At 61.1% G+C, this 22,616-nt stretch carries 26 protein-coding genes; 15 read left to right on the top strand and 11 right to left on the bottom strand.

What is annotated here, in order from left to right:
* Positions 1–176: 176 nt before the first annotated feature.
* The 4 genes from ACQ66M_RS07550 (at position 177) to ACQ66M_RS07535 (ending at position 3,137) form a co-directional block, all read left to right on the top strand.
* Positions 177–1,070 carry a class I SAM-dependent methyltransferase gene (locus ACQ66M_RS07550; protein WP_350173272.1) on the top strand — a complete coding sequence of 298 codons (894 nt, stop codon included), beginning with the start codon at positions 177–179 and terminating at the stop codon, positions 1,068–1,070.
* Between the two features lie 96 nt (positions 1,071–1,166).
* On the top strand, positions 1,167–1,781 hold the full coding sequence (locus ACQ66M_RS07545) for a TIGR02466 family protein (RefSeq protein ID WP_350173270.1): 615 nt from the start codon (positions 1,167–1,169) through the stop codon (positions 1,779–1,781).
* Between the two features lie 136 nt (positions 1,782–1,917).
* Entirely contained in the window at positions 1,918–2,448 is a 531-nt protein-coding gene (gene ppa, locus ACQ66M_RS07540; RefSeq protein ID WP_350173268.1) for an inorganic diphosphatase, read from the top strand.
* A 65-nt stretch (positions 2,449–2,513) separates the two neighbouring features.
* Complete coding sequence (locus tag ACQ66M_RS07535; RefSeq protein WP_430402908.1) at positions 2,514–3,137, top strand: LysE family translocator; 624 nt, start codon at positions 2,514–2,516, stop codon at positions 3,135–3,137.
* Here the strand turns inward: ACQ66M_RS07535 and ACQ66M_RS07530 are convergent.
* Positions 3,130–3,756 (bottom strand): carbonic anhydrase, encoded by a 627-nt coding sequence (locus ACQ66M_RS07530; RefSeq protein ID WP_430402906.1) that lies wholly within the window; start codon positions 3,754–3,756, stop codon positions 3,130–3,132. The two genes, ACQ66M_RS07535 and ACQ66M_RS07530, sit on opposite strands and share 8 nt — an antisense overlap.
* Positions 3,757–3,905: 149 nt before the next feature.
* Between ACQ66M_RS07530 and ACQ66M_RS07525 the strand changes: the two genes are divergently transcribed.
* Both ACQ66M_RS07525 and ACQ66M_RS07520 read left to right on the top strand, forming a co-directional pair.
* Positions 3,906–4,505, top strand: coding sequence for a TetR/AcrR family transcriptional regulator (locus ACQ66M_RS07525; RefSeq protein ID WP_350173262.1), 600 nt, complete (start codon positions 3,906–3,908; stop codon positions 4,503–4,505).
* A gap of 69 nt (positions 4,506–4,574) precedes the next feature.
* Positions 4,575–5,633 carry an acyltransferase family protein gene (locus ACQ66M_RS07520; protein WP_430402904.1) on the top strand — a complete coding sequence of 353 codons (1,059 nt, stop codon included), beginning with the start codon at positions 4,575–4,577 and terminating at the stop codon, positions 5,631–5,633.
* Between the two features lie 9 nt (positions 5,634–5,642).
* Here the strand turns inward: ACQ66M_RS07520 and ACQ66M_RS07515 are convergent, their stop codons facing one another.
* Both ACQ66M_RS07515 and ACQ66M_RS07510 read right to left on the bottom strand, forming a co-directional pair.
* Complete coding sequence (locus tag ACQ66M_RS07515) at positions 5,643–6,191, bottom strand: DUF1465 family protein (RefSeq protein WP_430402902.1); 549 nt, start codon at positions 6,189–6,191, stop codon at positions 5,643–5,645.
* A 63-nt stretch (positions 6,192–6,254) separates the two neighbouring features.
* Positions 6,255–6,434 carry a DUF1192 family protein gene (locus tag ACQ66M_RS07510; RefSeq protein ID WP_430402900.1) on the bottom strand — a complete coding sequence of 60 codons (180 nt, stop codon included), beginning with the start codon at positions 6,432–6,434 and terminating at the stop codon, positions 6,255–6,257.
* A 99-nt stretch (positions 6,435–6,533) separates the two neighbouring features.
* Here ACQ66M_RS07510 and ACQ66M_RS07505 point away from each other — a divergent pair, with 99 nt between their 5' ends.
* Both ACQ66M_RS07505 and ACQ66M_RS07500 read left to right on the top strand, forming a co-directional pair.
* On the top strand, positions 6,534–7,508 hold the full coding sequence (locus ACQ66M_RS07505; RefSeq protein WP_430402898.1) for an NAD(P)H-quinone oxidoreductase: 975 nt from the start codon (positions 6,534–6,536) through the stop codon (positions 7,506–7,508).
* Positions 7,509–7,643: 135 nt separating this feature from the next.
* Positions 7,644–8,318: a DUF1013 domain-containing protein gene (locus ACQ66M_RS07500; RefSeq protein WP_350173253.1), complete on the top strand. Its 675-nt coding sequence runs from the start codon at positions 7,644–7,646 to the stop codon at positions 8,316–8,318.
* Between the two features lie 12 nt (positions 8,319–8,330).
* On the opposite strand, the gene ACQ66M_RS07495 is transcribed toward ACQ66M_RS07500, so the two are convergent.
* The 3 genes from ACQ66M_RS07495 to ACQ66M_RS07485 form a co-directional block, all read right to left on the bottom strand.
* Positions 8,331–8,879, bottom strand: a complete 549-nt coding sequence (locus ACQ66M_RS07495) for a Smr/MutS family protein (RefSeq protein ID WP_350173251.1) — start codon at positions 8,877–8,879, stop codon at positions 8,331–8,333.
* A gap of 9 nt (positions 8,880–8,888) precedes the next feature.
* The gene (gene mltA, locus ACQ66M_RS07490) at positions 8,889–10,106 is read right to left on the bottom strand and encodes a murein transglycosylase A (RefSeq protein WP_430402896.1); all 1,218 of its coding nucleotides are present in this window, start codon (positions 10,104–10,106) and stop codon (positions 8,889–8,891) included.
* A 68-nt stretch (positions 10,107–10,174) separates the two neighbouring features.
* Positions 10,175–10,792, bottom strand: a complete 618-nt coding sequence (locus tag ACQ66M_RS07485) for a Tim44/TimA family putative adaptor protein (RefSeq protein WP_430402894.1) — start codon at positions 10,790–10,792, stop codon at positions 10,175–10,177.
* Positions 10,793–10,926: 134 nt separating this feature from the next.
* On the opposite strand from ACQ66M_RS07485, the gene secB reads away from it, so the two are divergent.
* Positions 10,927–11,430 (top strand): protein-export chaperone SecB, encoded by a 504-nt coding sequence (secB, locus tag ACQ66M_RS07480; protein WP_430402892.1) that lies wholly within the window; start codon positions 10,927–10,929, stop codon positions 11,428–11,430.
* Positions 11,431–11,436: 6 nt separating this feature from the next.
* Here secB and dnaQ read toward each other — a convergent pair whose 3' ends face one another.
* Genes dnaQ through ACQ66M_RS07455 form a run of 5 tightly spaced genes read right to left on the bottom strand, consistent with a single transcriptional unit; the run spans position 11,437 to position 14,984 of the window.
* On the bottom strand, positions 11,437–12,135 hold the full coding sequence (gene dnaQ / locus ACQ66M_RS07475; RefSeq protein WP_430402890.1) for a DNA polymerase III subunit epsilon: 699 nt from the start codon (positions 12,133–12,135) through the stop codon (positions 11,437–11,439).
* Positions 12,132–12,740 carry a dephospho-CoA kinase gene (gene coaE / locus ACQ66M_RS07470; protein WP_350173241.1) on the bottom strand — a complete coding sequence of 203 codons (609 nt, stop codon included), beginning with the start codon at positions 12,738–12,740 and terminating at the stop codon, positions 12,132–12,134. Before coaE ends, dnaQ begins: the two co-directional genes overlap by 4 nt.
* Positions 12,737–13,552: a shikimate dehydrogenase gene (aroE, locus tag ACQ66M_RS07465; protein WP_430402888.1), complete on the bottom strand. Its 816-nt coding sequence runs from the start codon at positions 13,550–13,552 to the stop codon at positions 12,737–12,739. The genes coaE and aroE overlap by 4 nt, the downstream gene beginning before the upstream one ends.
* Positions 13,549–14,145 carry a Maf family protein gene (locus ACQ66M_RS07460; protein WP_430402886.1) on the bottom strand — a complete coding sequence of 199 codons (597 nt, stop codon included), beginning with the start codon at positions 14,143–14,145 and terminating at the stop codon, positions 13,549–13,551. The genes aroE and ACQ66M_RS07460 overlap by 4 nt, the downstream gene beginning before the upstream one ends.
* Positions 14,142–14,984, bottom strand: coding sequence for a pyruvate, water dikinase regulatory protein (locus ACQ66M_RS07455; protein WP_350173235.1), 843 nt, complete (start codon positions 14,982–14,984; stop codon positions 14,142–14,144). The genes ACQ66M_RS07460 and ACQ66M_RS07455 overlap by 4 nt, the downstream gene beginning before the upstream one ends.
* Before the next feature lie 346 nt (positions 14,985–15,330).
* Between ACQ66M_RS07455 and hemE the strand changes: the two genes are divergently transcribed.
* The 6 genes from hemE to mnmG all read left to right on the top strand — a co-directional run bounded on the left by hemE (position 15,331) and on the right by mnmG (position 22,616).
* Positions 15,331–16,368: a uroporphyrinogen decarboxylase gene (gene hemE, locus ACQ66M_RS07450; RefSeq protein WP_430402884.1), complete on the top strand. Its 1,038-nt coding sequence runs from the start codon at positions 15,331–15,333 to the stop codon at positions 16,366–16,368.
* A gap of 6 nt (positions 16,369–16,374) precedes the next feature.
* The gene (hemH, locus tag ACQ66M_RS07445) at positions 16,375–17,445 is read left to right on the top strand and encodes a ferrochelatase (RefSeq protein WP_430402882.1); all 1,071 of its coding nucleotides are present in this window, start codon (positions 16,375–16,377) and stop codon (positions 17,443–17,445) included.
* 15 nt (positions 17,446–17,460) lie between these two features.
* Entirely contained in the window at positions 17,461–17,889 is a 429-nt protein-coding gene (locus ACQ66M_RS07440) for a CopD family protein (RefSeq protein WP_430402880.1), read from the top strand.
* A gap of 162 nt (positions 17,890–18,051) precedes the next feature.
* Entirely contained in the window at positions 18,052–19,329 is a 1,278-nt protein-coding gene (gene rho, locus ACQ66M_RS07435; protein ID WP_430402878.1) for a transcription termination factor Rho, read from the top strand.
* Between the two features lie 16 nt (positions 19,330–19,345).
* The gene (gene mnmE, locus ACQ66M_RS07430) at positions 19,346–20,680 is read left to right on the top strand and encodes a tRNA uridine-5-carboxymethylaminomethyl(34) synthesis GTPase MnmE (RefSeq protein ID WP_430402876.1); all 1,335 of its coding nucleotides are present in this window, start codon (positions 19,346–19,348) and stop codon (positions 20,678–20,680) included.
* Between the two features lie 76 nt (positions 20,681–20,756).
* Positions 20,757–22,616 (top strand): tRNA uridine-5-carboxymethylaminomethyl(34) synthesis enzyme MnmG, encoded by a 1,860-nt coding sequence (gene mnmG / locus ACQ66M_RS07425; protein ID WP_430402874.1) that lies wholly within the window; start codon positions 20,757–20,759, stop codon positions 22,614–22,616.

Below are 22,616 nucleotides of genomic sequence, written 5' to 3'. Positions count from 1 at the left end.
AGCAACTGTGAAAGGCCTGGAGCAACCAGGTCTTTCGGCATTCTCGGGAAATGCGAACACCCAGCCCATCATTGGCGCTGGCACATCGCCCGGTCCCGGCCCGCATTGCAGCACCGTGACAACTGGTATTTGGGTAGCGTAAAGGGGTGTTCAAGATGTTGATGGAGGAGAACGCAATGAAGAATTTCCTGATGGCTGGCGCTGCGCTTGGCTTGCTCGCCGCCTGCGGGCCCGCTGAGGCCCCGGCAGAGCCCGAAGCGCCAGCGGCCGCTGAGACGGCTGAAACGACACCGGCGCTGAGCCCGCTTGAAGTGGCCGTCAGCAATGCGGCGCGCTCCGACGAGGAAAAAGCGCGCGATGCCTGGCGCCATCCGGCTGAAACGCTTGAATTCTTCGGCGTTGAGCCCGGCGATACTGTTGTCGAAATCTGGCCAGGCGGCGGATGGTATACAAATATACTCGCTCCCTATCTGGCTGCTGGTGGGGGCACGCTGGTTGCGGCAGGGTTCGACCCGGCTGCCGCACCGGATGAAGAGCGCAGGCAACGCACCGAAGCCCGCCTTGCCGAATTCAAGGCGAACTATGCCGATCCGCAGTTCGGAACGATCGAATACAGCGTGTTCTCGGGCGTAAGCGGTCCGCTGACCGAGCCGGGCACAGCCGATGCCGTGCTGACTTTCCGCAATGTCCACAACTGGATGTCCGGCGGCTATACTGAAAAATTCTTTACCGATGCCTTTGCGGCGCTCAAGCCGGGCGGCGTGCTCGGTGTGGTCGAGCACCGGCTGCCCTCAACCGCGACGCAGGACCCGACCGGTGCGACCGGATATGTTCATGAGGACTATGTGAAAGCCCGCGCGATTGCCGCCGGCTTCGAGTTCGCAGGGTCGAGCGAAATCAACGCCAACCCGGCTGACACCGCAGATCATCCGTTCGGGGTCTGGACACTGCAGCCTGTCAGCGCGACGTCTGATCGCGAAGGCAATACGCCGGACGGGTTCGATCCAACCATCTATGCCGAAATCGGCGAGAGTGACCGGATGACACTGAAATTCGTCAAACCTGAATGATTTCAGGCCCGTATGCATACGGGCCTGAAATGACCGTCTTGCCGGGGGGTGTGCACCACCCTTGCCGCCCCCCAACCATCCCTGTGGCCACACTCCATGACCGTTCAGACACTCTTCCCGACCCTGCTTCGCCATGCCGCCATCGGTGATGACGCGCTGCGGACATCACTCGAAAAAGTGTGCTGGGTGCTCGAGGATGAAGACGAAGCCGGCAATGACTGGTGCGACCGGGAAGGGTATGACGGCTATACGTCCTACGCCTCGCTTGATGACTTGCCGGAGCGGTTCCCCGAAATTGCGGCGCTTAAGTCGCAACTCGACAAAGCAGCGGACGCCTTTGCCCGCGACCTGCATTGGGACATGCAAGGCCAGATGCTCGAGCTGAACGGGCTCTGGGTCAATATCCTTGGCGAAAGTGGCACCCATTCCGGACACATTCATCCCGGCAGCGTCATCTCCGGAACCTATTATGTGACCATTCCGGAGGGGGCCGGCGACCTGAAATTCGAGGACCCGCGCCTCGGCTTCATGATGGCGGCGCCCCAGCCGGAGGACGACGCGCCCGAAACGGCCCGCCGCTTTGTCTACGTCTCCCCGAAAGAAGGCCATGCGATTATGTGGGAAAGCTGGCTGCGCCATGAAGTGATGCCAAACCGCTCCGAACGGCCGCGCCTGTCGATCAGTTTCAATTACGCGCTCAAACACATCTGACGCTGGCCGAGCGCGCGAATCCCGGCCGATATTAACCCTCTCGATCACGCGGCAGACTTGACGTTAGGGCCATGACAGGCCATCCGCCTCGCCAGCAAGAATTTCCCTCCCAGATGCAACAAGTGAGCTTTGTCACATGGACCTGTCCAAGATCGCCACCGGCCAAAATCCACCCGATGACGTCAATGTCCTGATTGAAGTGCCGCTGGGCGGCGACCCGATCAAATACGAGATCGACAAGGCGTCAGGCGCCATGTTTGTGGACCGCTATCTTTACACGGAAATGCGTTATCCATGTAATTACGGGTTCGTTCCACACACGCTCAGCCTTGATGGGGATCCAATCGACGTCATGGTCGTTGGCAACCGCCCGCTTGTGCCGGGCAGCGTTGTGCGTGCTCGCCCCGTCGGCGTGTTGATGATGACTGACGACAAAGGCCCGGATGAGAAGATCCTCGCCGTGCCGCACGGTGCACTGACCAGCTATTATGACAAGATCGCGACCTATCACGACCTTCCGCAGACTCTGGTCGACAAGACGGCCCACTTCTTTGAGCACTACAAGGATCTCGAAAAGGGCAAGTGGACGCGCATCGAAGGCTGGTACGGCATTGAAAAGGCGCGCGAACTGATTTCCCTCGCTGTCGAGCGCGGCAAGAAAACCTGATCGGCGGGCAGGCGGCTACGCTTGTCGTCGCGCGCCTCTTTCCATGGGCCCGAGGGCACCGGTAGATGGACATATCTGTCTGGATAGCGCTCCTGGCGCTCTTCTTTGCTGGCGGCCTGACACCCGGCCCGGCCGTCATGATGGTGATGAGCACATCGCTCCGCTATGGCGCCACGACGGCGCTTGTTCCCGCAATCGGTGTATCGGCCGCCAATCTGGTCTGGATCTCACTGGCAGCTACCGGCATTGCGACCTTCGCGGCCAGCGCGCCTTCCCTGTTGCTGGGGCTGAAGATTGCGGGATTGCTTTTTATCGCCTGGCTGGCGTGGAAGATGGCAACTGACTCGTCGTCCCAACCGCGCGCGAGCGCTGCACAGGCGCCCCCCAAGGCAAGCCTCTTCGGCCGGGGTGTCGGGCTTCAGCTCCTGAATCCCAACGCGCTGGTCTTCTTTGGCTTGCTCCTGCCAGGCTATTTCGACCCTGCGCGCCCCCTTGCACTTCAGGCTGGCATCATCATGGTCACTGTCACGGCCACCGAAATGCTTGGCCTGACGATTTACGCCTGGGCCGCGGACGCCATGAACCAGCGCTTCCAGAATCCGGCATTCACCGTCTGGTTCAACCGGATGGCTGCAACGGCCATGCTGGCGTCTGCAATATTCGCTGCGTTCCTGACGACGGCTAGGTAGTCGAAACGACTTCGAACCGGCCGGTCGAGGCATTTCGCCAGTGCAGTTCGCCATGCATGATGGCAAACCATGCGCCATGAAGGGACAGCCGCCCGGCTTCAACCGACTGCGATACAAACGGGAAGGTGAGAAGATTCTTCAGGGACGCTTCGATACCCTCCAGCTCAAGCGCAAACTGGGGATTGATCGAGCCGCTGGCGACAACACGCTCGCGCGCTTCTTCCAGCAGGGTCACCCAGGGCGTGACAAACTCCCCGATCGCAGGATTGCCTGCACCACTCAGTGACGCGGATATGCCGCCGCAACCGCCATGTCCCATTACGACGATATGTTCGACTTCCAGGACATTGACCGCATATTCGAGCGCCGCGCTGACACCGTGCAAGCCGCCGTCGGGCTGATAAGGCGGCACCAGGTTGGCGACGTTTCGTACCACGAACAACTGGCCCGGCGCCGCGTTGAAAATGTCCGACGGGTCTGCGCGGCTATCGGCGCAGGCGATCAACATGATATTGGGATCCTGCCCCGCGCCCAGCTGGCGATACAGGGCGGCCTGCTCTGAATAGGCACCCGCGCGAAACCGACGGTAGCCTGAAATCAAGTCATCAATAGACTCCATATGACATTCTCCTGACTGTTTTCGGCTTGCGTACTGCATAATGCGTATTCAGCAAGGCGGATCGGGACAATTTGTTAGCGATATGCATATAATACCGAACAAGGCGTCGAGCCGTCCCCAAACTCCCATCGCCCCTCCAGGAGAATTCCATGGCGACTGCAACTGAAGGAACCAAGGCCTCCCGGAAGGGACCGACGCGCAGCGAGGCGTCGAAGGCGGCGATCCTTGATGCAACGCGGATCGAGATGGCCGAGATGGGTTGGAGGGGGTTCAGCGTCGATAGCGTCGCCAAGCGCGCCAGTGCGTCGAAACAGACAATCTATCGCTGGTGGCCATCCATCGGCGCCATGTGTGTTGACGCCGCACTCGCCCTGATACCTGACAGTCCAGACGGGGGCCGGGATCCCCAGGAGCGCATTACGGCATTGATCGTGCCGCTGGAAGCAACAGCCCGTACAGGACAGGGTCATGCAGTCCTCCGCGTTGCCTTGCTTGCGGCAGCCGACGACAAGGACGCCGGAGAAGTCTGGCGCGCATGGATCGGCCGTGACATTCGCCAGCCCCTGCGGATGCTTCTGGCCGAGCTTGCCGGAAAACGGGTGATTCGCCGCGATTTCGACCTGGATGAAGTCGTCGAACTTCTACTGGGGCCACTCTGGCATCGACTGATGGTCATGCGCGCGCCCGTCCGGGAAGGCTTCTGCGCAGAGCAGGCCGGTAATTTCCTGCGTGTTTACGCCACTTTTTAGGTAACCGCTCCCAACAACGCGCATGATTCTTGCACCGCACCGGGAAACAAAACCCCGGGGTCGCAGGACATGCCGCTAGAACGTATAAATTGGGTCGATCATGCGAAGGGCGTCTGCATCATCCTGATTGTCGCGGCGTATGCCTCTCTGGGCTATGCAGACATGATCCGGCAAACCAGCTGGATGAATGGCGTAATCACCTGGGCTGAACCAGCGCTGTTGCCAGCCTTTTTCTTTCTGTCCGCCCTGTTCCTGAATCTGTCCGTCTTTGGCCCCGGCAAGCATTTTCTTGATCGGAAGATTCTCCATTTTATCTATTTCTACCTGGTCTGGCTGGTGATTCAGAGCCTGATGCTGGCACCGGCTGGCAGCGCGACTGCGCCTTTTGCACTGATGGGCAGCATCCTGACCGCACTTGTTTCACCGCCGGACAGTCTCCTGCTTGTGTACATGCTGATCGTCTTCCATGCCGTGACCCGGCTTTCGAGGTTCCTGTCACCGCAAAAGGTATTCGTATCTGCGGCCCTGCTGCAGGTCGCTTTTGCGACCGGATGGATCGACACCGGATGGATTGTCGCCAATCAGTTCGGTGCGTGGTTTGTGTTCTTCTTTTCGGGTTTCGTTGCTGCACCCCATGTGTTCGAATTTGCTGACCGCGTGATGGGACACACGCGGGAATTATGGAATGTCCTTCTGGGGTGGGCCGTTGCGAATGCCGCCTTCGTCGCCCTGAACGTGTCTGACCTGCCGCTTATCAGCCTGGCACTCGGCCTTGCTGGCGCCGCAGCAATTGTTGCGCTGGGCCTTCAGCTCAGCCGCATCAAATGGCTGGCAGTCCTCGGCCATGCTGGTCGCCATTGCCTGGTCATCTACCTGACATTCGCCATTCCCGTGACTGTCCTGCAGCAGGCGCTCGCGATAAACGGACGTATCGGAGATGCCGGCCTTGCCTGTCTGGCCATCACACTTGGCGGTGTCGCTTTGCCACTCATCTTCCATCGAATGGTGCGCGCGACTCCATTGAATTTTGTCTATCAGCGGCCCCGCTCGCTGCGGCTGCGCAACGCACGAAACCACAGCAAAGCCAGTCTGCTGCCCCCGCCGCCGGCGTCATCAAGCAACGCTTAGACCCATCTGTCACTTCGCGCGGTGCCAGACCATCAGCGGGTCGAAGGCGCCAGTCTCTGCCGCTTTCTGCAATTGGGCTATCTGGTCGGAAACGGCATTCTTCGCCTGGCCGGGGATTGGCGCGCTGTAAAGCGCCTGATCAAGCCGGCAAATCTGTTCGAACAGGGCCTCTGACCGCGCCACCAGTTCCAGGAACCGCAATGGCAGCCCCTTGTCGCGTTGCGCTTCGGCATCCAGAGGCGGATCATCCCGGCGGATCCGGTATTTGCGCGCCGACGCGTCTTCGCGGCGCATCTCGCCATCGCGGACGGCTTTCTGCATGACAAGCCAGCTGGCAGCCTGCATCAGGCGGGTCGTCAGCTCCATGCTCCAGGCAGAATAGGTCAGACCTGCCTCGCGCGGCAACGTGCGTGCATGTTCACGGCCCGGCCCATCCAGATAGGAGGCCGTTTCTTCCACCAGTGCCATGCCCCGGGCGAACACGGTGTCGAAGAGTTTGCCGCCGGTAAAGCTGTTGAGGCTGTCGGAACCGTTCCCGGGAGACCCGTTTGCCGCCATAATCGAAACCTCAGAACACAAATGCCAACGTAAATGTTTAGGTCACAACCCGTTTCCGGGGACTTAACTCTTTGTGCCAAACAGCGCATCCGCTGCAGATTTCTGAGCCTCTTTCCTGCTGATTTCCCGCTCGCAATCAGCGATTCCCGCGCTCAGCATCCGAATACGCTCGCGCAGGTCCTCAATCGACATCTGATCGAGTGTCTGGGCGCGATGTGTCAGGATTGGCTCTTCGTCGAACATGGCCATGCCTCCTCTGCTATCGGTGTTGCCCTTTCATAAAACCAGAAAGGCGGGATAGAAGCGACTCCCCGGGCGTGAATTTTCTGAAGGATTGAACGAATGACAGACATGATGAAAGCCGTAATCGTCGATGAGGGCGCGCCGCTCCGCTGGGGGGACGTTGAAGCGCCCGTCATGAAGGCTGGCGAGGTACTGGTCGAAATTGCGGCTGCAGGGCTCAATCGCGCCGACCTGGTCCAGCGGGCAGGCGCCTATCCGCCGCCGCCCGGTGCCTCGACCATCCTGGGCCTGGAAATTGCCGGAACCGTCAGGGCCCTGGGGGAAGGCGTCTCCCGCTGGAAGGTCGGTGACGCTGTTTGCGGCCTGCTCGCTGGCGGCGGCTATGCCGAGCTGGCAAGCGTCGACCAGGGCTCTCTTCTTCCCATTCCCGCAGGTATGGACATGGTGAATGCCGCCTGCCTGCCGGAAGCGCTGTTTACCGTATGGGCCAATGTGTTCGACCGTGTCGGCCTGCGCACCGGGGAGAATTTCCTGTGTCATGGCGGAACCAGCGGTATCGGCGTGATGGCCATCCAGATGGCTCGTGTCGCAGGCGCGGCCAGGATCTTTGCCACGGCCGGCAGCGCTGAGAAATGCGCCCTGGCAACCCAACTGGGCGCTGACAGGGCGATCAACTACCGCGAAGAGGATTATGAGGCGATTGTCCGGGACGCAGGCGGGGCTGACGTCATCCTCGACATGGTGGGCGCAGACTATGTGCAGAAAAACATTTCCGCAGCCAGGATCGACGGGCGCATTGTCAACATCGCCTATCAGAACGGCTTCCAGGCGACCGTGAACTTCGCGCCCGTCCTGATGAAGCGCCTGACCCTTGCGGCCACCACATTAAGGGCAAGGCCCGTGGCGGAGAAACAACGCATCCGTGACGCCGTGGAAAAAGATTTCTGGCCGCATGTCGTGTCGGGCCGGATCAAGCCTGTGCTGGACAGTACATTTGCCTTTGACGACGCGGAATCAGCGCATGCGCGGATGAAGGAGGGCAAGCATTCCGGCAAGATCATTCTTGCCCGGTGAAGTGAACGCCTTTTCATTCCGGCCTGCATGACCTATAAGGAAATCAGGTTCCAAGCTTGCCTGAAACCTTGACCGCCCGGCACGAAGTGTCGGGCGGCTGCATTTCAGGCCCCAACGCGCTCCAAGGAGACTTCCATGTCCGAGATACTCATGCCCAAGGCGACCGCCGTCTGGCTTCTGGACAACACGACGCTGACCTTCACCCAGATTTCCGCTTTCTGCGGCCTGCACCATCTCGAGGTCAAGGGCATCGCGGATGGTGACGTGGCCGAGAACATGCGCGGCGTTGACCCGATTGCCGGCGGCATCCTGTCACGCGAGGAAATTGCCCGCGGCGAAGAAAACCCTGATTATGTTCTGAAGATCGCCACGTCGAAGATCGCGCACATCCCTCAGCCACCGCGTAAGGGCAGCCGCTATACACCGGTCATTCGCCGCCAGGACAAGCCTGACGCGGTCGCCTGGTTCATTCGCAACCACCCTGAAGTGTCGGATGCGCAGATTTCCAAGACGATCGGCACGACGAAATCGACGATCAACAATGTGCGCGACAAGTCGCACTGGAATTCGCAGAATATTCGCCCGGTTGACCCGGTTACACTGGGCCTTTGCACCCAGATCGAACTGGACGAAGTGATCGCCAAGTCGGCAGACAAGCGCCGCCGCATCGAGGCTGAAAGAAGCGTCAACGTGGAAGGGCCCGGCCTGCAGCCAACACAGGATGATGCGGCCGGATACGAAGCCGAGACGGAGCAGGAACAGCGCCAGAAGGACGTGTCTGCGGCCGACGTCTTCCGCGACTTCAGTTAAGGTAACCTGGAGTCACAGCTGCAGTTTCCGAAGAAAGACGTAGAATGCCCCCGCGCCGCCATGGCGCTGGTGCGCTTCGGCATAGCCTGACACCATTGAGCGGGCCTCGGGGGTTTCGAGCCAGGCGAGAAAGTTGCGCTTCAGAACGCCTTCGCCGAGCCTGCCCTTACCTGTAATAACCAATACACATCGCGCGCCATCAAGCTGGGCATTCGACAGGAAGCCGGGCAGGGCCCGCGCGGCGCTGGCCTGCGTGTGTCCATGAAGGTCGAACGTCGCTGCAACCGCGAGCTTTCCGCGCCTGACCCGCTTCTCCTTCCCCCTGTTTGCGGGGGTGGAGACGGGGGGGTGGTGGGAGGTTGAGGGCTGCGAAAGGGGTGAAACAGGGCGTGTGGGGGGCGTGGCAGGGGGTGATGTGGGAGCGTTGCCTGCCGGTTCACCCGCCTCGAGCGCCGAAATCAGGGCCTCGAAGTCTGTCGGCTGAGGACCGATCCGTTTGATCGATCTGGCAACCCGCGACCAGGCTTTCGCTTCATCGGGGGTCAGGCGGCGCTTCGACATGGACCCCGTTTAAGGCGCCAGCGATGGATCGCCAAGCGCCGACAGGTCAGAGACCTGCATGGCACGGATCAGGCGCTGGCCGACGCCGCGGGGCAGGAGCACCCAGAGACGCCCGGGCGCATTCATCGTGCCAGCCCGCGCACCCGCGTCCGTGCCGGTGCCGAAATAAAGGTCGCCGCGCACCGCGCCTTTGATTGCCCCGCCCGTATCCTGCGAGATCAGCAGGCCGGACCAGTTGCCGCCGAGGCCAGGCGCTGTGGTCTGCACGAACATCGGCACGCCAAGCGGCTGGATATCGGTATCGACGGCCAGGGATCCGAGCGGCGTGAGCGGCACGCCTTGCGCACCGACCGGACCCAGTGCCGGATCGCCTTCCGGTTCGGCGCGGAAGAAAACGAACCGCGGATTATGGTTCATTGCCAGGCGCGCCTCTGCCGGCCCGGCGCGGTCCATCCATGCCCGAATGCCCTGCATGCTTGCCTGGCCGGCTGTAATTCGTCCGGTCTGTATCAGCCAGTTGGCCGTTGACTTGAACGGATGACCATTATGCGCCGCATAGACAGCGCGCGTGGTAGACCCGTCAGGAAAGGTGAGGCGCCCCGATCCCTGAATCTGCAGGAAGAAAACGTCCGAAGGGTGGGCGTAGGCAATCGGCACGACACCGGCCCGCGTGATCTCGTCACGCGAGGGATAGGGCCGCGTCGATCCGTTGGGCAGGCGCTGAAGCGGGGAGGCTCCGTTGGGCACAAGGTCGGCCGGAAGGGCGGGGACAGGCTCGGTATAGGGCGCAACCGGCGTTCGTCGGGCCTCATAGGTCGGCTCGAAATATCCGGTGAAGCGGCTCTTGCCGTCAGGAGACACGGCCTCGAGCGGAATGAAGAGGGACTCGAAAGCCGCGCGGGCGCCGGCTTCGTCATGCGCCCGTGCCAGCGCAGCGCACGCTGGCGTCCATTCGCCGACCGTGCCGGCCCATGTGGCCTTCGAGGAGACATAATCAGCCTTGGGGCGTTTGGCGAGACGCTCGCAACTGCGCTTGAAGGCCTGGAGGCTGGCCATCAGCCGCGCGGACGACCAACCGGGAAGGTCCCCGTAAGTCCCGGTCACGGCCGTAGCCGGTGGCTTCAGCACGGCCACGTCCTGATCGGGATAGACGATGGGCGGACGCAGCGCGCTTTGGCACGAGGCCAGCGCAAGCGACAGGAAGATGGCGGCGAAAGCGCGAAACATGCACCGGTTTATGGCCCGCTTCGCGCGCGCCTGTCATGTTAAACATGCGCGAGGCGCGCGTTTGCCGGTCAGTTGGCCGTTTCGACGTCGTCGAGGATCCAGTTGGGATCAGGCGATGCGACATCGCGCATGAAGGTCCAGATTTCCTTGGCGGTGCGGGTCGTCTCGCCATCGCCAAGTTCGGCCTCGTAGCGGATCATGATGCGGGCCATGCGCCCGTCGAGTTCTGCACTGTCAATTTCCGCGCGCCGGATGCGCAGGAGATCGAAATGCGGCGCATCGCCGGGCGTGCGGGCTGATATGGCCGCGTCCCAGGCTTCGTAGACATCGTCATCCAGCAGCGGCCGCAGGGCGTCCCGGTCACCGCGGGCGAAGGCGGCAACGATCATCGTATAGGCTGCCTTGGCGCCCTGCAGGAAACCGGATTCCGAAAAGCTGTTATCGGCATTGTAAATTTCTTCGAGCCCGCCCGCCGCTGGACCCGTGAAGATCGGACGGTCTGATGGCCCGCGGCGCTCGCGATGCTCTGACAGGTCAACCGGTTTGGTGTCGCGCGGCGACGGCGCGGGGTTCGGGCGCTGGACCGGCCGGTCATTGCCGCCCTTGCCAAGTGCCATATAGAGGCGCGACAGCACGACCAGCGCGACGGCGGCAAGTACAAGAACCTCGATAACAGGGTCGAACATTTAGAACAGATATCCTTCAGGCATTCGCGTTTCCCTTCCTAGATAGGCACGAAACGCCTGATAAGCCAGTGATGCGTTGCGCGTTCTAAGGCCACATGCTAGGCGCGCGGTTCGTTGCAGGCAGAGGGACCATCATGACAGACACGAGCGCACCGGGAAACCCCAATAGCCCAGAGGGCACCAATGGCGACACGCCAAGCGCACCCGTGATGCGCGTTCTTGGCCAGTACGTCAAAGACCTGTCATTCGAAAACCCCGGCCATTCTCCTGTCCAGTCGCAGCCGAATATCGATCTCGGCATTGATGTTAGCGCCAAGCCGCATGCCGATGGCAACGGCCTGTTTGAAGTATCGCTGAAGCTGTCGGCCAAGGCGATGGCGGATGACAAGGTGATGTTCATATCCGAACTCGACTATGCCGGCCTGTTCCAGTTGCAGAACATTGCACAGGACCAGCTGGAGCCGATGCTGCTGATCGAATGCCCGCGCCTGCTGTTCCCGTTTGCGCGCCGCATCATCGCCGAGATCACCCGTGAAGGCGGCTTCCCACCCCTGCTGATCGATCCGGTCGATTTTGTTGCGCTGTACCAGGCCCAGGTCCGCCGCGCCGCCGCAAGTACCCCGCCGACCCAGCAATAGCAGGCCTCAGGCCTGTTTCCAGAGACAGTCGGGCCCCAACGCCTCGATGAAGGCGGCGTGAGCGGCCTGTTCGGCCCTGGTGATCTGCGGCGCAAGCGGTTTCGGGCGCTGGCGGGCAGACCGGCGTTCGCCACGCTTCATGTCTTCGGCTGGTGTATCGAACGAAAAGGCTCGTGCGCGCCCGCCGAGCAGTTCAAGATAGACGCTCGCCAATAGCTGGCTGTCGAGCAGGGCGCCGTGAAGCGTGCGGCTTTCCAGCGAGATGTCGAAACGCTTGCAAAGCGCATCGAGGCTGGCCGGTGCGCCCGGATATTTCTTCCGGGCCATGGCCGCCGTGTCGATCCAGCGGTGATCCTCGATCAGCGCCCGGCCGCATAGTGCCAGCTCCATGTTGAGGAAGCCCCTGTCAAACCCGGCATTGTGGGCAACAAGCACGTCATCACCGATGAATTCAAGGAAGGCGTCGACGACATGCGCTTCCTCAAAGAACGGCGCGTCCTTCAGGTGCTGGTCAGTAATGCCGGTGATGCGTACCGTAGCCTCGGACACGAGGCGGCGCGGATTGATGAGCGAGCGGAAGGTCTTTCCGGTCGGAATGTGATTGATCATCTCGACCGCGCCGATTTCGATGATGCGATCCCCGTCATTCGGGTTGAGGCCCGTTGTTTCAGTGTCGAAGGCGATTTCCCGGATATGTGTGGTCATGCGTGGTCGTCGGCGTCCTTGCGAATCATCAGGGCGACTATCGCGCGAACCAGGTCCTGCGCAAACTCAAAACCATGCTCGGTCGGGATAATGAAATCAGCGCGGGCGCGTTTTTCAGCATCCGGTACCTGGCGCGCAAGAATGGATTCGAACGCCTTTTCGGTCATGCCGTGCCGTGAGAGGACGCGTTCGCGCTGGACAGCGGCCGAGGCGCTGACAACGACCACATAATCGCAGAACTGCCAGCCACCGGTTTCGTAGAGCAGGGGTATGTCGACAACCACGAAAGGCGCACCGGCCTCACGAGCGGCCTGACGGAAATCGTGCTGGGCGGCACCGGCCAGCGGATGGACGATCGTCTCGAGCTGTTTCATGGCCTCGGCATTGTCGAGCACACGTTCGCGCAGGCGGATGCGGTCTATCGCGCCGTCTACCGTTACGCCTGGAAAGGCCGCCTCAACGGGGGCAACCGCCGCCCCGCCTTTTTCGTATAGTGCGTGGACGGCAGCGTCAGCGTCATAGACCGGAACATTTTCCTCGCGGAAAAGCTGGGCAGTCGCCGATTTTCCCATGCCGATGGATCCGGTCAGTCCAAGGATGATCATGTCGTTGCCTCCACCACGCCGCGGCAGCGCGCCTCAGCCTCTGCCATGTCGGGAACGATGCCAAACCAGTGTTCGAAAGCGAATGCCGCCTGCGCCACCAGCATGCCAAGCCCGTCCATGGTTTTCCAGTCCTGTTCGGCAGCATGGGCGAGCGTTGGCGCGGCGGCCTTGCCGTAACTTATGTCGTAGAAGGTGCGGCCCGTTCCCGCGGGCAATTGAAGGGCCTGGCCGGAATGCCCGAGACTGATCGTGTTGACGACCAGCTCAGCCGCTGCGAGGCGTTCGAGGCCAATATCGAGGGTGCAGACTTCCGGCCTGACCGGGAGATTACCGGCAATCTCCTCAGCGCGGGAAATCGTCCGGTTGCAGATGGTAAGATTGGCGCCGAGATCTGTCAGCACAATGGCAAGCGCCCGCGCCGAACCGCCCGCACCGAGCAGGAAAACGGTCTTGTCGGCGACGTCAATTCCGGCGGTATTGATTGTGTGGATGAAGCCGGGTGCGTCCGTATTCTCGGCGAGCCAGCCGCCCGATTCAGTGCGGATCAGCGTGTTGGCCGCGCCGATGCGGCGGGCAAGATCGCCCACTTCATCTGCCAGCGCGAGCGCGGTCTGCTTGTGGGGAAGGGTGATATTGAGGCCCCGCGCGCCTTGCCTTGTGAGCGTTTCAAGCGCAGCTTCAAGTTCGCCCTCGGGCACCTGCATGGCTTTGTAAGTGGCGTCGATATCATGGTCGCGCATCCATTTGTTATGGATGAGGGGCGAGAGCGAGTGGGCAACGGGATCGCCGATAACACCGTAAAGCCCTGTCATGATTCCAGGGCTCCCCGGGTCCGCAGATAGTCGAGCAGGGGCAGGAGCGGCAGGCCGAGAATGGAGAAATAGTCGCCTTCGACCTTTGTGAACAATTGCGCGCCAAGGCCTTCGAGCTGGTAGGCGCCGACGGTGGAGAGAAGCGCTTCGCCTGCCCGCTCGACATAGGAATCGACAAAGGCATCGCTCAGCTCCCTGACGGTAAGTTTCGGCCGGGCCAGGTGCCGCCAGACAGGTGTGCCATTTTCGCAGATGACAATAGCCGTCTCGAGCGTGTGGGTCTTGCCGGACAGTTTGCGAAGGTGGTCGCGGGCTGCATCCAGGTCGGCCGGCTTGTCGAACGCTTCATTCTCGAGCGAGAGCATCTGGTCACCGCCAATCACCAGGCCAGGCGTGCGGGCCGACACTTTTATGGCCTTGAGTTCGGCAAGCTGCATGGCCTGGTCGCGCACAGACATGCCTTCGGCGCGCATGGCCGCCCTGGCCGCATCCTCATCGACATTCGGCTTGATGCTGTCAGCGTCGATTCCGGCCCCTGCCAGGAGCGCGCGGCGGCTGGCGCTGCCGGAGGCGAGTGTGATGCGGGGGCTCATGCGTGTCCGCGCCGTTCGTTGAGGAAATTGAGGATAGCCGCAGCGGTCTCCTCGACGGAGCGACGCGACACGTCGATGGTTTTCCACTTGTTGCGCTGGAAGAGGCGGTTGGCCTGGGTCACCTCATCGCGAACTGCATCCTCATCGGCGTAGATTGTGTGTTCGTCCTCATTCAGCGAGATGAGACGCTGGCGACGAATCTGCACGAGACGTTCGGCACTGATCTTGAGGCCGACAACCATCGGCCCTTTCTCGCCGAACTCCTCGATAAAACCCGGCAGTGGCACGCCCGGAACGAGTGGAATATTGCCGGCGCGGACCTTGCGGTTGGCGAGGTAGACGCATGTCGGTGTTTTCGATGTGCGGCTGACACCCAGCAGGATGACATCAGCGCCGACGAGGCCATCGACATTCTGGCCGTCATCATGGGCCAGCGTGAAATTAATGGCTTCCATCCGGTCGAAATAGTCCTGGTCGAGCGCATGCTGGCCAGCGACTTTCTGATTGGCAGACACGCCGAGATGGCGGCCAAGCATGGCGATCGAGGCATCCAGCACAGGAAGCGTGGCAACACCGCGCTCGCGGCAGAATGCTTCGAGCCGTTTGCGCAGGGCTTCATCGGAAATCGTGTACCAGACGACGCCAGGCGCCGCCTCGATCTCACGCATCACGCGCTCGAGCTGGCGCTCGGACCGCACAAGGTAGTAGTTGTGCTCGAGGGGCTGTACATTTTCGAACTGGGCGCAGGCGGCGCGCTGGACAGCGTTCAGGGTTTCCCCCGTGCTGTCGGACACGAGGTGGACATTGAAATAGATGCTGGGGCGTTGTGGACTGGCCATGGTTCACTCTCTTGCCGATGGCAGACCGATTTCACAAGACCTGTGTACAAGCTGTGGACAAGAGAATCGCCACACCGGGAGTCACAATTCATTCACATGCGACCGAATCTGACTCCCCAGTATTCCTGCTATGTTTCATCCTGTGACTCCATAAGGTGCGTTAATCGCTCGTTAACCCTCGCGGCGATTGCAGGTTAAGGAAACCTTAATGGGGTGCGACACCCTGTGACTCGCGTGTGGAATTTGCTGGACAAATCCTGTGAGTGGCCTTTCTCCCCTGATATCACTGCATAGTAATAATAAGCGCCCTGACGGGCTTTTGAGAAATGAGAGATTTGAGAAGGTCATGGGGCAAACGGGCACATCAAAACTGATCAGCGTTCTTGGTGGCACACCAGCCAAGAGGCCTCCGGTGTGGATGATGCGACAGGCCGGACGCCATTTGCCGGAATATCTCGAGTTGAGAGCGCGGGCGAGGGACTTCCTCGATTTCTGCTATACGCCGTCAATGGCAACCGAGGCGACCCTGCAGCCGGTCCGCCGGTATGGCATGGATGCTGCCATCCTGTTTGCTGACATCCTGCTCATTCTGGATGCAATGGGTCTTGGCGTGGAGTTCGAGAAAGGCGTGGGTCCGATTGTGCAGCAGATCGATTCGGCTGCAGATCTCGGCACGGTACCGGCGCAGAAAGCTGCAGACCGGCTGGCACCGGTTTATGAAACCGTTTCGCGCGTGCGCGCGGAATTGCCCGGGGATACAGCGCTGGTCGGTTTTGCAGGTTCGCCCTGGACGGTGAGCCTGTATGCCATCGAGGGCCGGGGCAAGACGGACAAGTCGCTCGCCTGGCGATGGGCACATGGCAAGCCGGACGAACTGGCCGCCGTGATGGATTATGTGATCGAAGCGACTGCGCATTATCTGGTCAGGCAGGTCGAGGCAGGCGCGAATGCGTTGATGCTGTTCGACAGCTGGGCCGAAGGCTTGCCGGATAACATCTTCCGGGAAGTCATCATCAGGCCAACGGCGAAACTGGTGACCCTGTTGCGGGAGATGGGTGTGACGGTTCCCGTTATCGGCTTTCCGCGTGGCGCGGCTGCCATGTTGCCGGAATACGCAGAATTGACCGGCGTGACGGCCGTGGGGCTCGATACGGCAGCGGTGCCGTCCTTCGTGAAGGCTTCCCTGCCAGCGCAGATGCCGGTGCAGGGACATCTAGATCCGTTACTGCTGATCGAAGGCGGTGAGCGCCTGGATGCGCGCGTTCGCGAACTGGTGGCAGCCTATCAGGGCCGTCCCCATATATTCAATCTTGGACACGGCATCCGGCCGGAAACGCCGATTGCGAATGTCGAACGTGTTCTCAAGGTCATTCGGGAAGGCTGATTATTGATGGGCCGCAAGATTGCCGTCGTATTGTTCAATCTGGGAGGCCCGGACGGACCTGATGCCGTGCAGCCATTCCTGCGCAACCTGTTCGATGATCCGGCGATCATCCAGGCACCATTGCCGATCCGGTGGGCACTGGCGCGGTTCATATCAAAGACGCGTGCGCCGTCTGCCAGGAAGAATTACGCCCTGATGGGATCTGGCGGTGGATCGCCCCTGTTGCCAGAAACCGAGAAACAGGCTGAAGCCCTGCAGATCCAGCTGGCAGCTGAGCTGCCGGGTGACGAGGTGCGCACATTCATTGCGATGCGCTACTGGCACCCCTTCACCAAGGATGCCGCCCGGGCGGTCAAGGACTGGGGCGCTGATGAAGTGGTGCTGTTGCCGCTTTATCCCCAATTCTCGACGACAACCACGGGATCGTCGCTGACGGAGTGGAAGAAGCATTATGCCAGCCCGACGCGGACAGTCTGTTGCTATCCCTTCGAGGAAGGATTTATCGCGGCGCATGTCGACCAGATCATGGCGGCGTTCGATCAGGCTGGCCGGCCGGGCGATGTGAGCCTCTTGCTGTCGGCGCACGGATTGCCGGAAAAAATCGTTGCAGCAGGCGATCCTTACCAATGGCAGTGCGAGACACTTGTGGCGATGATTGCTGCGCGGGTGCCGCAGGACTGGGACGTTGTCGGCTGTTACCAGTCCCGTGTCGGCCCGCTCAAATGGATCGGTCCATCGACGGACGAAGAGGTTGAGCGCGCTGCCAGAGACAAGCGCAATATACTGATCGCACCGATTGCATTCGTTTCAGAACATATCGAGACGCTGGTTGAACTGGGTGAGGAATACAAGCTGCTGGCAGAGCAGAATGGCGCGGCCAGCTATACGCGCGTCGAAGCCCTGGGTGTGCACCCTGGTTTCATCCGAACGCTTGCCGGGGAGACACTGGCAGCGCTGGACATGACCGGGACGATCCGCTCCTGTGCCGGAAGTCGCCTTTGCCCGACCGGGGCATCGGGCTGTCCGCACGCCGATGTGGTGCGCAAGGCCGGCCAGGCCGTGCGCGCGACAGGCTAAGAAGGGCGCAATCTGATGCTGTATCTCTGGGTGAAAGCCTTTCACATCATCTTCGTGGTCTCGCTGATGGCGAGCCTTCTGGTCTATCCGCGCTACAAGATTCACCAATTGTCGAGCCAGCCGGGAGAGCCGCTATACGAAGCGATGAAGAAGGCTTCCTACCAGTTGCGCATGATCATCATGAATCCCAGCCTGATCCTCGTCTGGGTGTTCGGTCTGGCCATGCTCTGGATGAATCAGGGCCTGCTGTCTGAGAGCTGGCTGCACGTTAAACTGGTGCTGGTGCTGATCCTGTCCGGCCTGCATGGCTATTTCGTGCGTCTCGGTAAAAAGATCGACCGGGGCGGTGATGGCGTGCCGGCAAAGACCTTGCGCATGCTGAACGAGGTGCCATTCCTGCTGATGATCGTGATTGTGATTCTGGTCGCGGTCAAACCGTTCTGAGCCGGTCACGCCATTCGCGCTTGACGAAACAGGCCAGTTTGCCGCATATGCAGGTCAACCGGCGCACAGTCCTTGTGCAGCGCGTATCCCTTTTCGCCCGGTCCCCCACAATCTGATCCGACCCGGTCTACATCCTGATTCCCTCCTGAAATGGCCCTATCCATGCTCGACAACGTCACCAGCGTCACCCTTCGCGAACTCAAAGCCAAAACGCCCGAAGAGCTGTTGCTCTATGCCGAGGAGCTGGAGGTCGAGAACGCGTCAGCGCTGCGCACGCAGGACATGCTGTTCGCGATCCTCAAGGAACTCGCCGACAGTGAAGTCGAGATTACCGGGCTCGGTGTGCTGGAAGTTCTCACCGACGGATTCGGCTTCCTGCGCTCACCGGAATCGAACTACCTGCCCGGCCCGGACGACATCTATGTCAGTCCTGAAGTGCTGAAAAAGGCGAACATCCGCACGGGTGACACGGTGGAGGGCCCGATCACGGCGCCCCAAGACAATGAGCGCTACTTTGCGCTGACGGACGTGTCGAAGATCAATTTCGAAGAACCGGAGAAGGCCAACAAGAAGGTCCACTTCGACAACCTGACCCCGCTTTATCCGGAAGAACGGATGAAGATGGAAAGCCGCGACCCGACCAAGAAAGACCGTTCCGGCCGCGTGATCGATATTGTTGCGCCGATCGGCAAGGGCCAGCGGGCCCTGATCGTTGCGCCGCCGCGCACCGGCAAGACCGTATTGCTGCAGAACATTGCTGCCGCGATCGAAGAAAATCATCCCGAATGCTACCTGATCGTTCTGCTGATCGACGAGCGCCCGGAAGAAGTGACCGACATGCGCCGCACGGTGAAGGGCGAGGTTGTTGCTTCGACATTCGACGAGCCGGCAACACGCCACGTCCAGGTGGCCGAAATGGTGATCGAGAAGGCCAAGCGCCTGGTCGAGCACAAGCGCGATGTCGTCATCCTGCTCGACTCGATTACCCGCCTGGGCCGCGCTTACAACACGACCGTGCCAAGTTCGGGCAAGGTGCTGACCGGCGGTGTGGATGCCAACGCGCTGCAGCGCCCGAAGCGTTTCTTCGGCGCGGCGCGGAATGTCGAGAATGGCGGTTCGCTGACCATTGTCGCCACCGCCCTGATCGATACCGGCAGCCGGATGGACGAAGTGATCTTCGAGGAGTTCAAGGGCACAGGTAACTCCGAAGTGGTGCTTGACCGGAAGATTGCCGACAAACGCACCTTCCCGGCCATCGACATCATGAAGTCCGGTACGCGCAAGGAAGAGCTGATCACGCCTCCTGACCAGCTGTCCAAGATATACATCCTGCGCCGTATCCTCGGTCCGATGGGGACCAATGATGCCATCGACTTCCTCATCGACAAATTGCGCCAGACGAAGACCAATGATGAGTTCTTCGAAGCGATGAAAAACTAGGGAAACGGGCACGCAGATGAGCGAGCGCGACACAATTTGCGCCCTCGCTTCGGGTGCTCCGCCAGCTGCAATAGCGATCCTTCGCCTGTCGGGGCCGAAGGTTGCCTGGCTGGCTGCGCAACACCTTGAATGCGCTATTCCGGCTGCGCGCCACGCGACGCTGACCGATGTGCGCGATGCGGGCGGCGCGCTGATCGACAGGGGCCTGGCCGTTTTCATGCCGGGGCCTGGCAGCTATACCGGCGAAGACACACTCGAACTTTACCTGCATGGCGGGGCGTCGGTGATTGAACACGCACTGAGTGCGATGACTGCCCATGAGGGCGTGCGCATGGCCGAGCCTGGTGAGTACACGCGGCGCGCGTTCGAGGCCGGCAAGCTGGACCTGACCGAAGCCGAGGGTGTGGCCGACATCATTGAAGCAGAGACCCGCGCGCAAAAGGCGCAGGCGCTGAGACAGCTCGGGGGCGGATTATCGGAGACCTATGCGGGCTGGCGTGCCGAGCTGACGGGCGTACTGGCACTCGTCGAGGTGGCGATTGATTTCCCGGATGAAGGCGATGCGCCGCAGGATACGACGGCCCCGATCCTTGCGAAGCTGGATCGCGTGATTGCGGATGTCCGCGCCGCATTGGGCGATGGGGGCATCGGCGAGCGCATTCGGGATGGCTTTCGCGTTGCCATTATTGGCGCGCCGAATGCCGGCAAGTCGACCCTGCTCAACCGGCTCGCCCGGCGTGAAGCCGCCATCGTCACGGCGAAGGCCGGCACGACGCGGGACGTGATCGAAGTGCGCCGCGTTCTGGGTGGGCACGTTGTCTGGATCGCGGATACGGCCGGGTTGCGGGTCACCGATGACGAGATCGAAGCGGAAGGCGTGCGGCGGGCGGAACGTGCGGCGCGCGAGGCGGACCTGCGTATTTTCCTGATTGATTCAGGGGCGCCAGAGACAAGTATTCTGTCTACGGAGTATCGTCGTCCCGGTGACATGGTTGTTGTCAACAAGGCGGACCTTCAGGCGGCGCCATTGGATCTGAACGCAGACCATGTGATCTCCGCAAAAGCCGGCAAGGGTGTGGATGCTCTGGAACATGCCATCGCTGACTTCGTTGGTAAGTATGCAGCCTCTGTGGAAGCGCCGGTCATAACCCGCCAGCGCCACAGGGCCCGGTTGCAGGACGGCTTGCGCAGCCTTGAAGCGGCGCGCGATGCCCTGGCAGATGATGTCGGGGCAGAAATGTCTGCGGAAGACATTCGCATGGCGCTGCGCCAGCTCGGTTCGATTATCGGTGTCGTTGGTGTTGAAGACGTGCTGGGCGCTGTGTTTTCTGAGTTCTGCATCGGCAAATGACCCCTAGGGTTTAGGCGCTCGCGCAGTTATATGTCCGCCAGAATAACCTGTTTCCCGAGGCCTGAACGCGATGGCAATGCCAGACAAATTTGATGTGATTGTGATCGGCGGCGGACATGCCGGTTGTGAAGCCGCCGCTGCAGCGGCGCGTTATGGCGCGCGGACGGCTCTCGTCACGCACAAGCGATCCACCATCGGTGAAATGAGTTGCAACCCGGCCATTGGCGGCCTCGGGAAAGGCCATCTCGTGCGGGAAATCGATGCGCTGGACGGCCTGATGGGGCGCCTTGCGGACAAAGCGGGCATCCAGTTTCGCATGTTGAACCGGTCCAAGGGGCCGGCCGTTTGGGGTCCCCGCGCGCAGATCGACAGGGCACTCTACCGCGCAGCCATGCAGGCGGAGCTCGCCGACTATCCAAACCTGACAATTGTTGAGGATGGCGCGGAGGATCTGATCCTGGAAGATGGCGTATTGGCGGGTGTGACCGGTCTGACCGGCACGTCATACCGCGCGCGGAAGATCGTCATCACGACGGGCACATTTCTCAAGGGCATGATCCATATCGGCGAGAAGCGTATCCCAGCCGGCCGTGTCGGTGAGGCCCCCGCGATCGGTCTTTCCGACCGTCTCTATTCGCTCGGCCTGCCCATGGGCCGGTTGAAGACAGGCACACCTGCCCGGCTCGACGGCAACACGATTGCCTGGGACCGGCTCGAAATGCAGCCAGCCGACGAGACGCCGATCCCGTTTTCCTACCTGACAGACGAGATCCGCGTGCCTCAGGTGGCGTGTGGCATCACGTGGACGACACCGGAGACGCACGCGATTATCGCCAGGAATATCGGGCAGTCGGCGGTCTATTCCGGCGCCATTGCGGGGCGTGGCCCGCGATACTGCCCCTCAATCGAGGACAAGGTCGACCGCTTTGCGGATCGTGAACGCCACCAGATTTTCCTTGAGCCGGAGGGGCTGGAAGACGATACCGTCTATCCGAACGGCATTTCGACCTCTCTTCCGGAAGACGTCCAGGATCAGTTTATCCGGACCATTCCGGGGCTCGAGGATGTCGTCATTCGCCAATACGCCTATGCGATTGAGTATGATTATGTTGACCCGCGCGCCCTGACACCTGCACTGGAGGTGCGTGCGTTGCAGGGCCTGTATCTGGCAGGGCAGATCAACGGGACGACAGGATATGAAGAAGCCGGGGCCCAGGGCCTGGTCGCCGGCATGAATGCGGCGCGAAGCGCCGATGGCAGGGATGCCGTGATATTCGACCGGGCCGAAGCTTATATCGGGGTCCTGATCGACGATCTTGTGACGCGGGGCGTCACGGAGCCCTATCGCATGTTCACATCCCGCGCCGAATACCGACTGGCCCTTCGTGCCGACAATGCAGACCAGCGTTTGACGCGAAAAGGCGTCGAATCCGGCATTGTGGGCCCGATTCGGGCCAAAGTGTTTCACGTGAAACAAGATGCATTAACCCGGGCGCGTGAAACGCTCCAGAACCTGAGCCTGTCTCCGGCCAAGGCCGCCCAGGCGGGATGGGAGATCAATCAGGACGGGCGTGTCCGCTCGGCCTGGGATTATCTCGCATACAAAGACATCGACCTCGCAGCCCTTGCAAAGGTCTGGCCGGAACTGTCAGGCATGGCCCCCGCTATCGGAGTGCAATTGGAGATCGAAGCACTCTACGCCGGATATCTCGAACGGCAGGCGGCGGATGTCGCGGCGCTTCGCCGGGACGAAAGTCTGACCCTCCCGGCAAGTCTCGACTATGCCGTCATTGGCGGGCTTTCGAATGAAGTCCGCCAGAAGCTTGAAGCAATCCGGCCGGCAACGCTTGGCCAGGCGGGACGCATCGAAGGGGTGACCCCGGGCGCGCTTACGGCCCTGCTCAGTCACGTGAAACGCCGGGCAAAGGCGGTATGA

This window comes from Hyphomonas sp. (genome assembly GCF_965284475.1).
In the GTDB taxonomy this organism is placed as follows: Bacteria; Pseudomonadota; Alphaproteobacteria; order Caulobacterales; family Hyphomonadaceae; genus Hyphomonas.
This window is presented reverse-complemented; position numbering and strand designations above follow the sequence as displayed.

Coding starts and splice junctions, on each gene's coding strand:
- ACQ66M_RS07550 (WP_350173272.1), top strand. CDS start 177: ATGAAGAATTTCCTGATGGCTGGCGCTGCGCTTGGCTTGCTCGCCGCC.
- ACQ66M_RS07545 (WP_350173270.1), top strand. CDS start 1,167: ATGACCGTTCAGACACTCTTCCCGACCCTGCTTCGCCATGCCGCCATC.
- ppa (WP_350173268.1), top strand. CDS start 1,918: ATGGACCTGTCCAAGATCGCCACCGGCCAAAATCCACCCGATGACGTC.
- ACQ66M_RS07535 (WP_430402908.1), top strand. CDS start 2,514: ATGGACATATCTGTCTGGATAGCGCTCCTGGCGCTCTTCTTTGCTGGC.
- ACQ66M_RS07530 (WP_430402906.1), bottom strand. CDS start 3,756: ATGGAGTCTATTGATGACTTGATTTCAGGCTACCGTCGGTTTCGCGCG.
- ACQ66M_RS07525 (WP_350173262.1), top strand. CDS start 3,906: ATGGCGACTGCAACTGAAGGAACCAAGGCCTCCCGGAAGGGACCGACG.
- ACQ66M_RS07520 (WP_430402904.1), top strand. CDS start 4,575: ATGCCGCTAGAACGTATAAATTGGGTCGATCATGCGAAGGGCGTCTGC.
- ACQ66M_RS07515 (WP_430402902.1), bottom strand. CDS start 6,191: ATGGCGGCAAACGGGTCTCCCGGGAACGGTTCCGACAGCCTCAACAGC.
- ACQ66M_RS07510 (WP_430402900.1), bottom strand. CDS start 6,434: ATGTTCGACGAAGAGCCAATCCTGACACATCGCGCCCAGACACTCGAT.
- ACQ66M_RS07505 (WP_430402898.1), top strand. CDS start 6,534: ATGACAGACATGATGAAAGCCGTAATCGTCGATGAGGGCGCGCCGCTC.
- ACQ66M_RS07500 (WP_350173253.1), top strand. CDS start 7,644: ATGTCCGAGATACTCATGCCCAAGGCGACCGCCGTCTGGCTTCTGGAC.
- ACQ66M_RS07495 (WP_350173251.1), bottom strand. CDS start 8,879: ATGTCGAAGCGCCGCCTGACCCCCGATGAAGCGAAAGCCTGGTCGCGG.
- mltA (WP_430402896.1), bottom strand. CDS start 10,106: ATGTTTCGCGCTTTCGCCGCCATCTTCCTGTCGCTTGCGCTGGCCTCG.
- ACQ66M_RS07485 (WP_430402894.1), bottom strand. CDS start 10,792: ATGTTCGACCCTGTTATCGAGGTTCTTGTACTTGCCGCCGTCGCGCTG.
- secB (WP_430402892.1), top strand. CDS start 10,927: ATGACAGACACGAGCGCACCGGGAAACCCCAATAGCCCAGAGGGCACC.
- dnaQ (WP_430402890.1), bottom strand. CDS start 12,135: ATGACCACACATATCCGGGAAATCGCCTTCGACACTGAAACAACGGGC.
- coaE (WP_350173241.1), bottom strand. CDS start 12,740: ATGATCATCCTTGGACTGACCGGATCCATCGGCATGGGAAAATCGGCG.
- aroE (WP_430402888.1), bottom strand. CDS start 13,552: ATGACAGGGCTTTACGGTGTTATCGGCGATCCCGTTGCCCACTCGCTC.
- ACQ66M_RS07460 (WP_430402886.1), bottom strand. CDS start 14,145: ATGAGCCCCCGCATCACACTCGCCTCCGGCAGCGCCAGCCGCCGCGCG.
- ACQ66M_RS07455 (WP_350173235.1), bottom strand. CDS start 14,984: ATGGCCAGTCCACAACGCCCCAGCATCTATTTCAATGTCCACCTCGTG.
- hemE (WP_430402884.1), top strand. CDS start 15,331: ATGGGGCAAACGGGCACATCAAAACTGATCAGCGTTCTTGGTGGCACA.
- hemH (WP_430402882.1), top strand. CDS start 16,375: ATGGGCCGCAAGATTGCCGTCGTATTGTTCAATCTGGGAGGCCCGGAC.
- ACQ66M_RS07440 (WP_430402880.1), top strand. CDS start 17,461: ATGCTGTATCTCTGGGTGAAAGCCTTTCACATCATCTTCGTGGTCTCG.
- rho (WP_430402878.1), top strand. CDS start 18,052: ATGCTCGACAACGTCACCAGCGTCACCCTTCGCGAACTCAAAGCCAAA.
- mnmE (WP_430402876.1), top strand. CDS start 19,346: ATGAGCGAGCGCGACACAATTTGCGCCCTCGCTTCGGGTGCTCCGCCA.
- mnmG (WP_430402874.1), top strand. CDS start 20,757: ATGCCAGACAAATTTGATGTGATTGTGATCGGCGGCGGACATGCCGGT.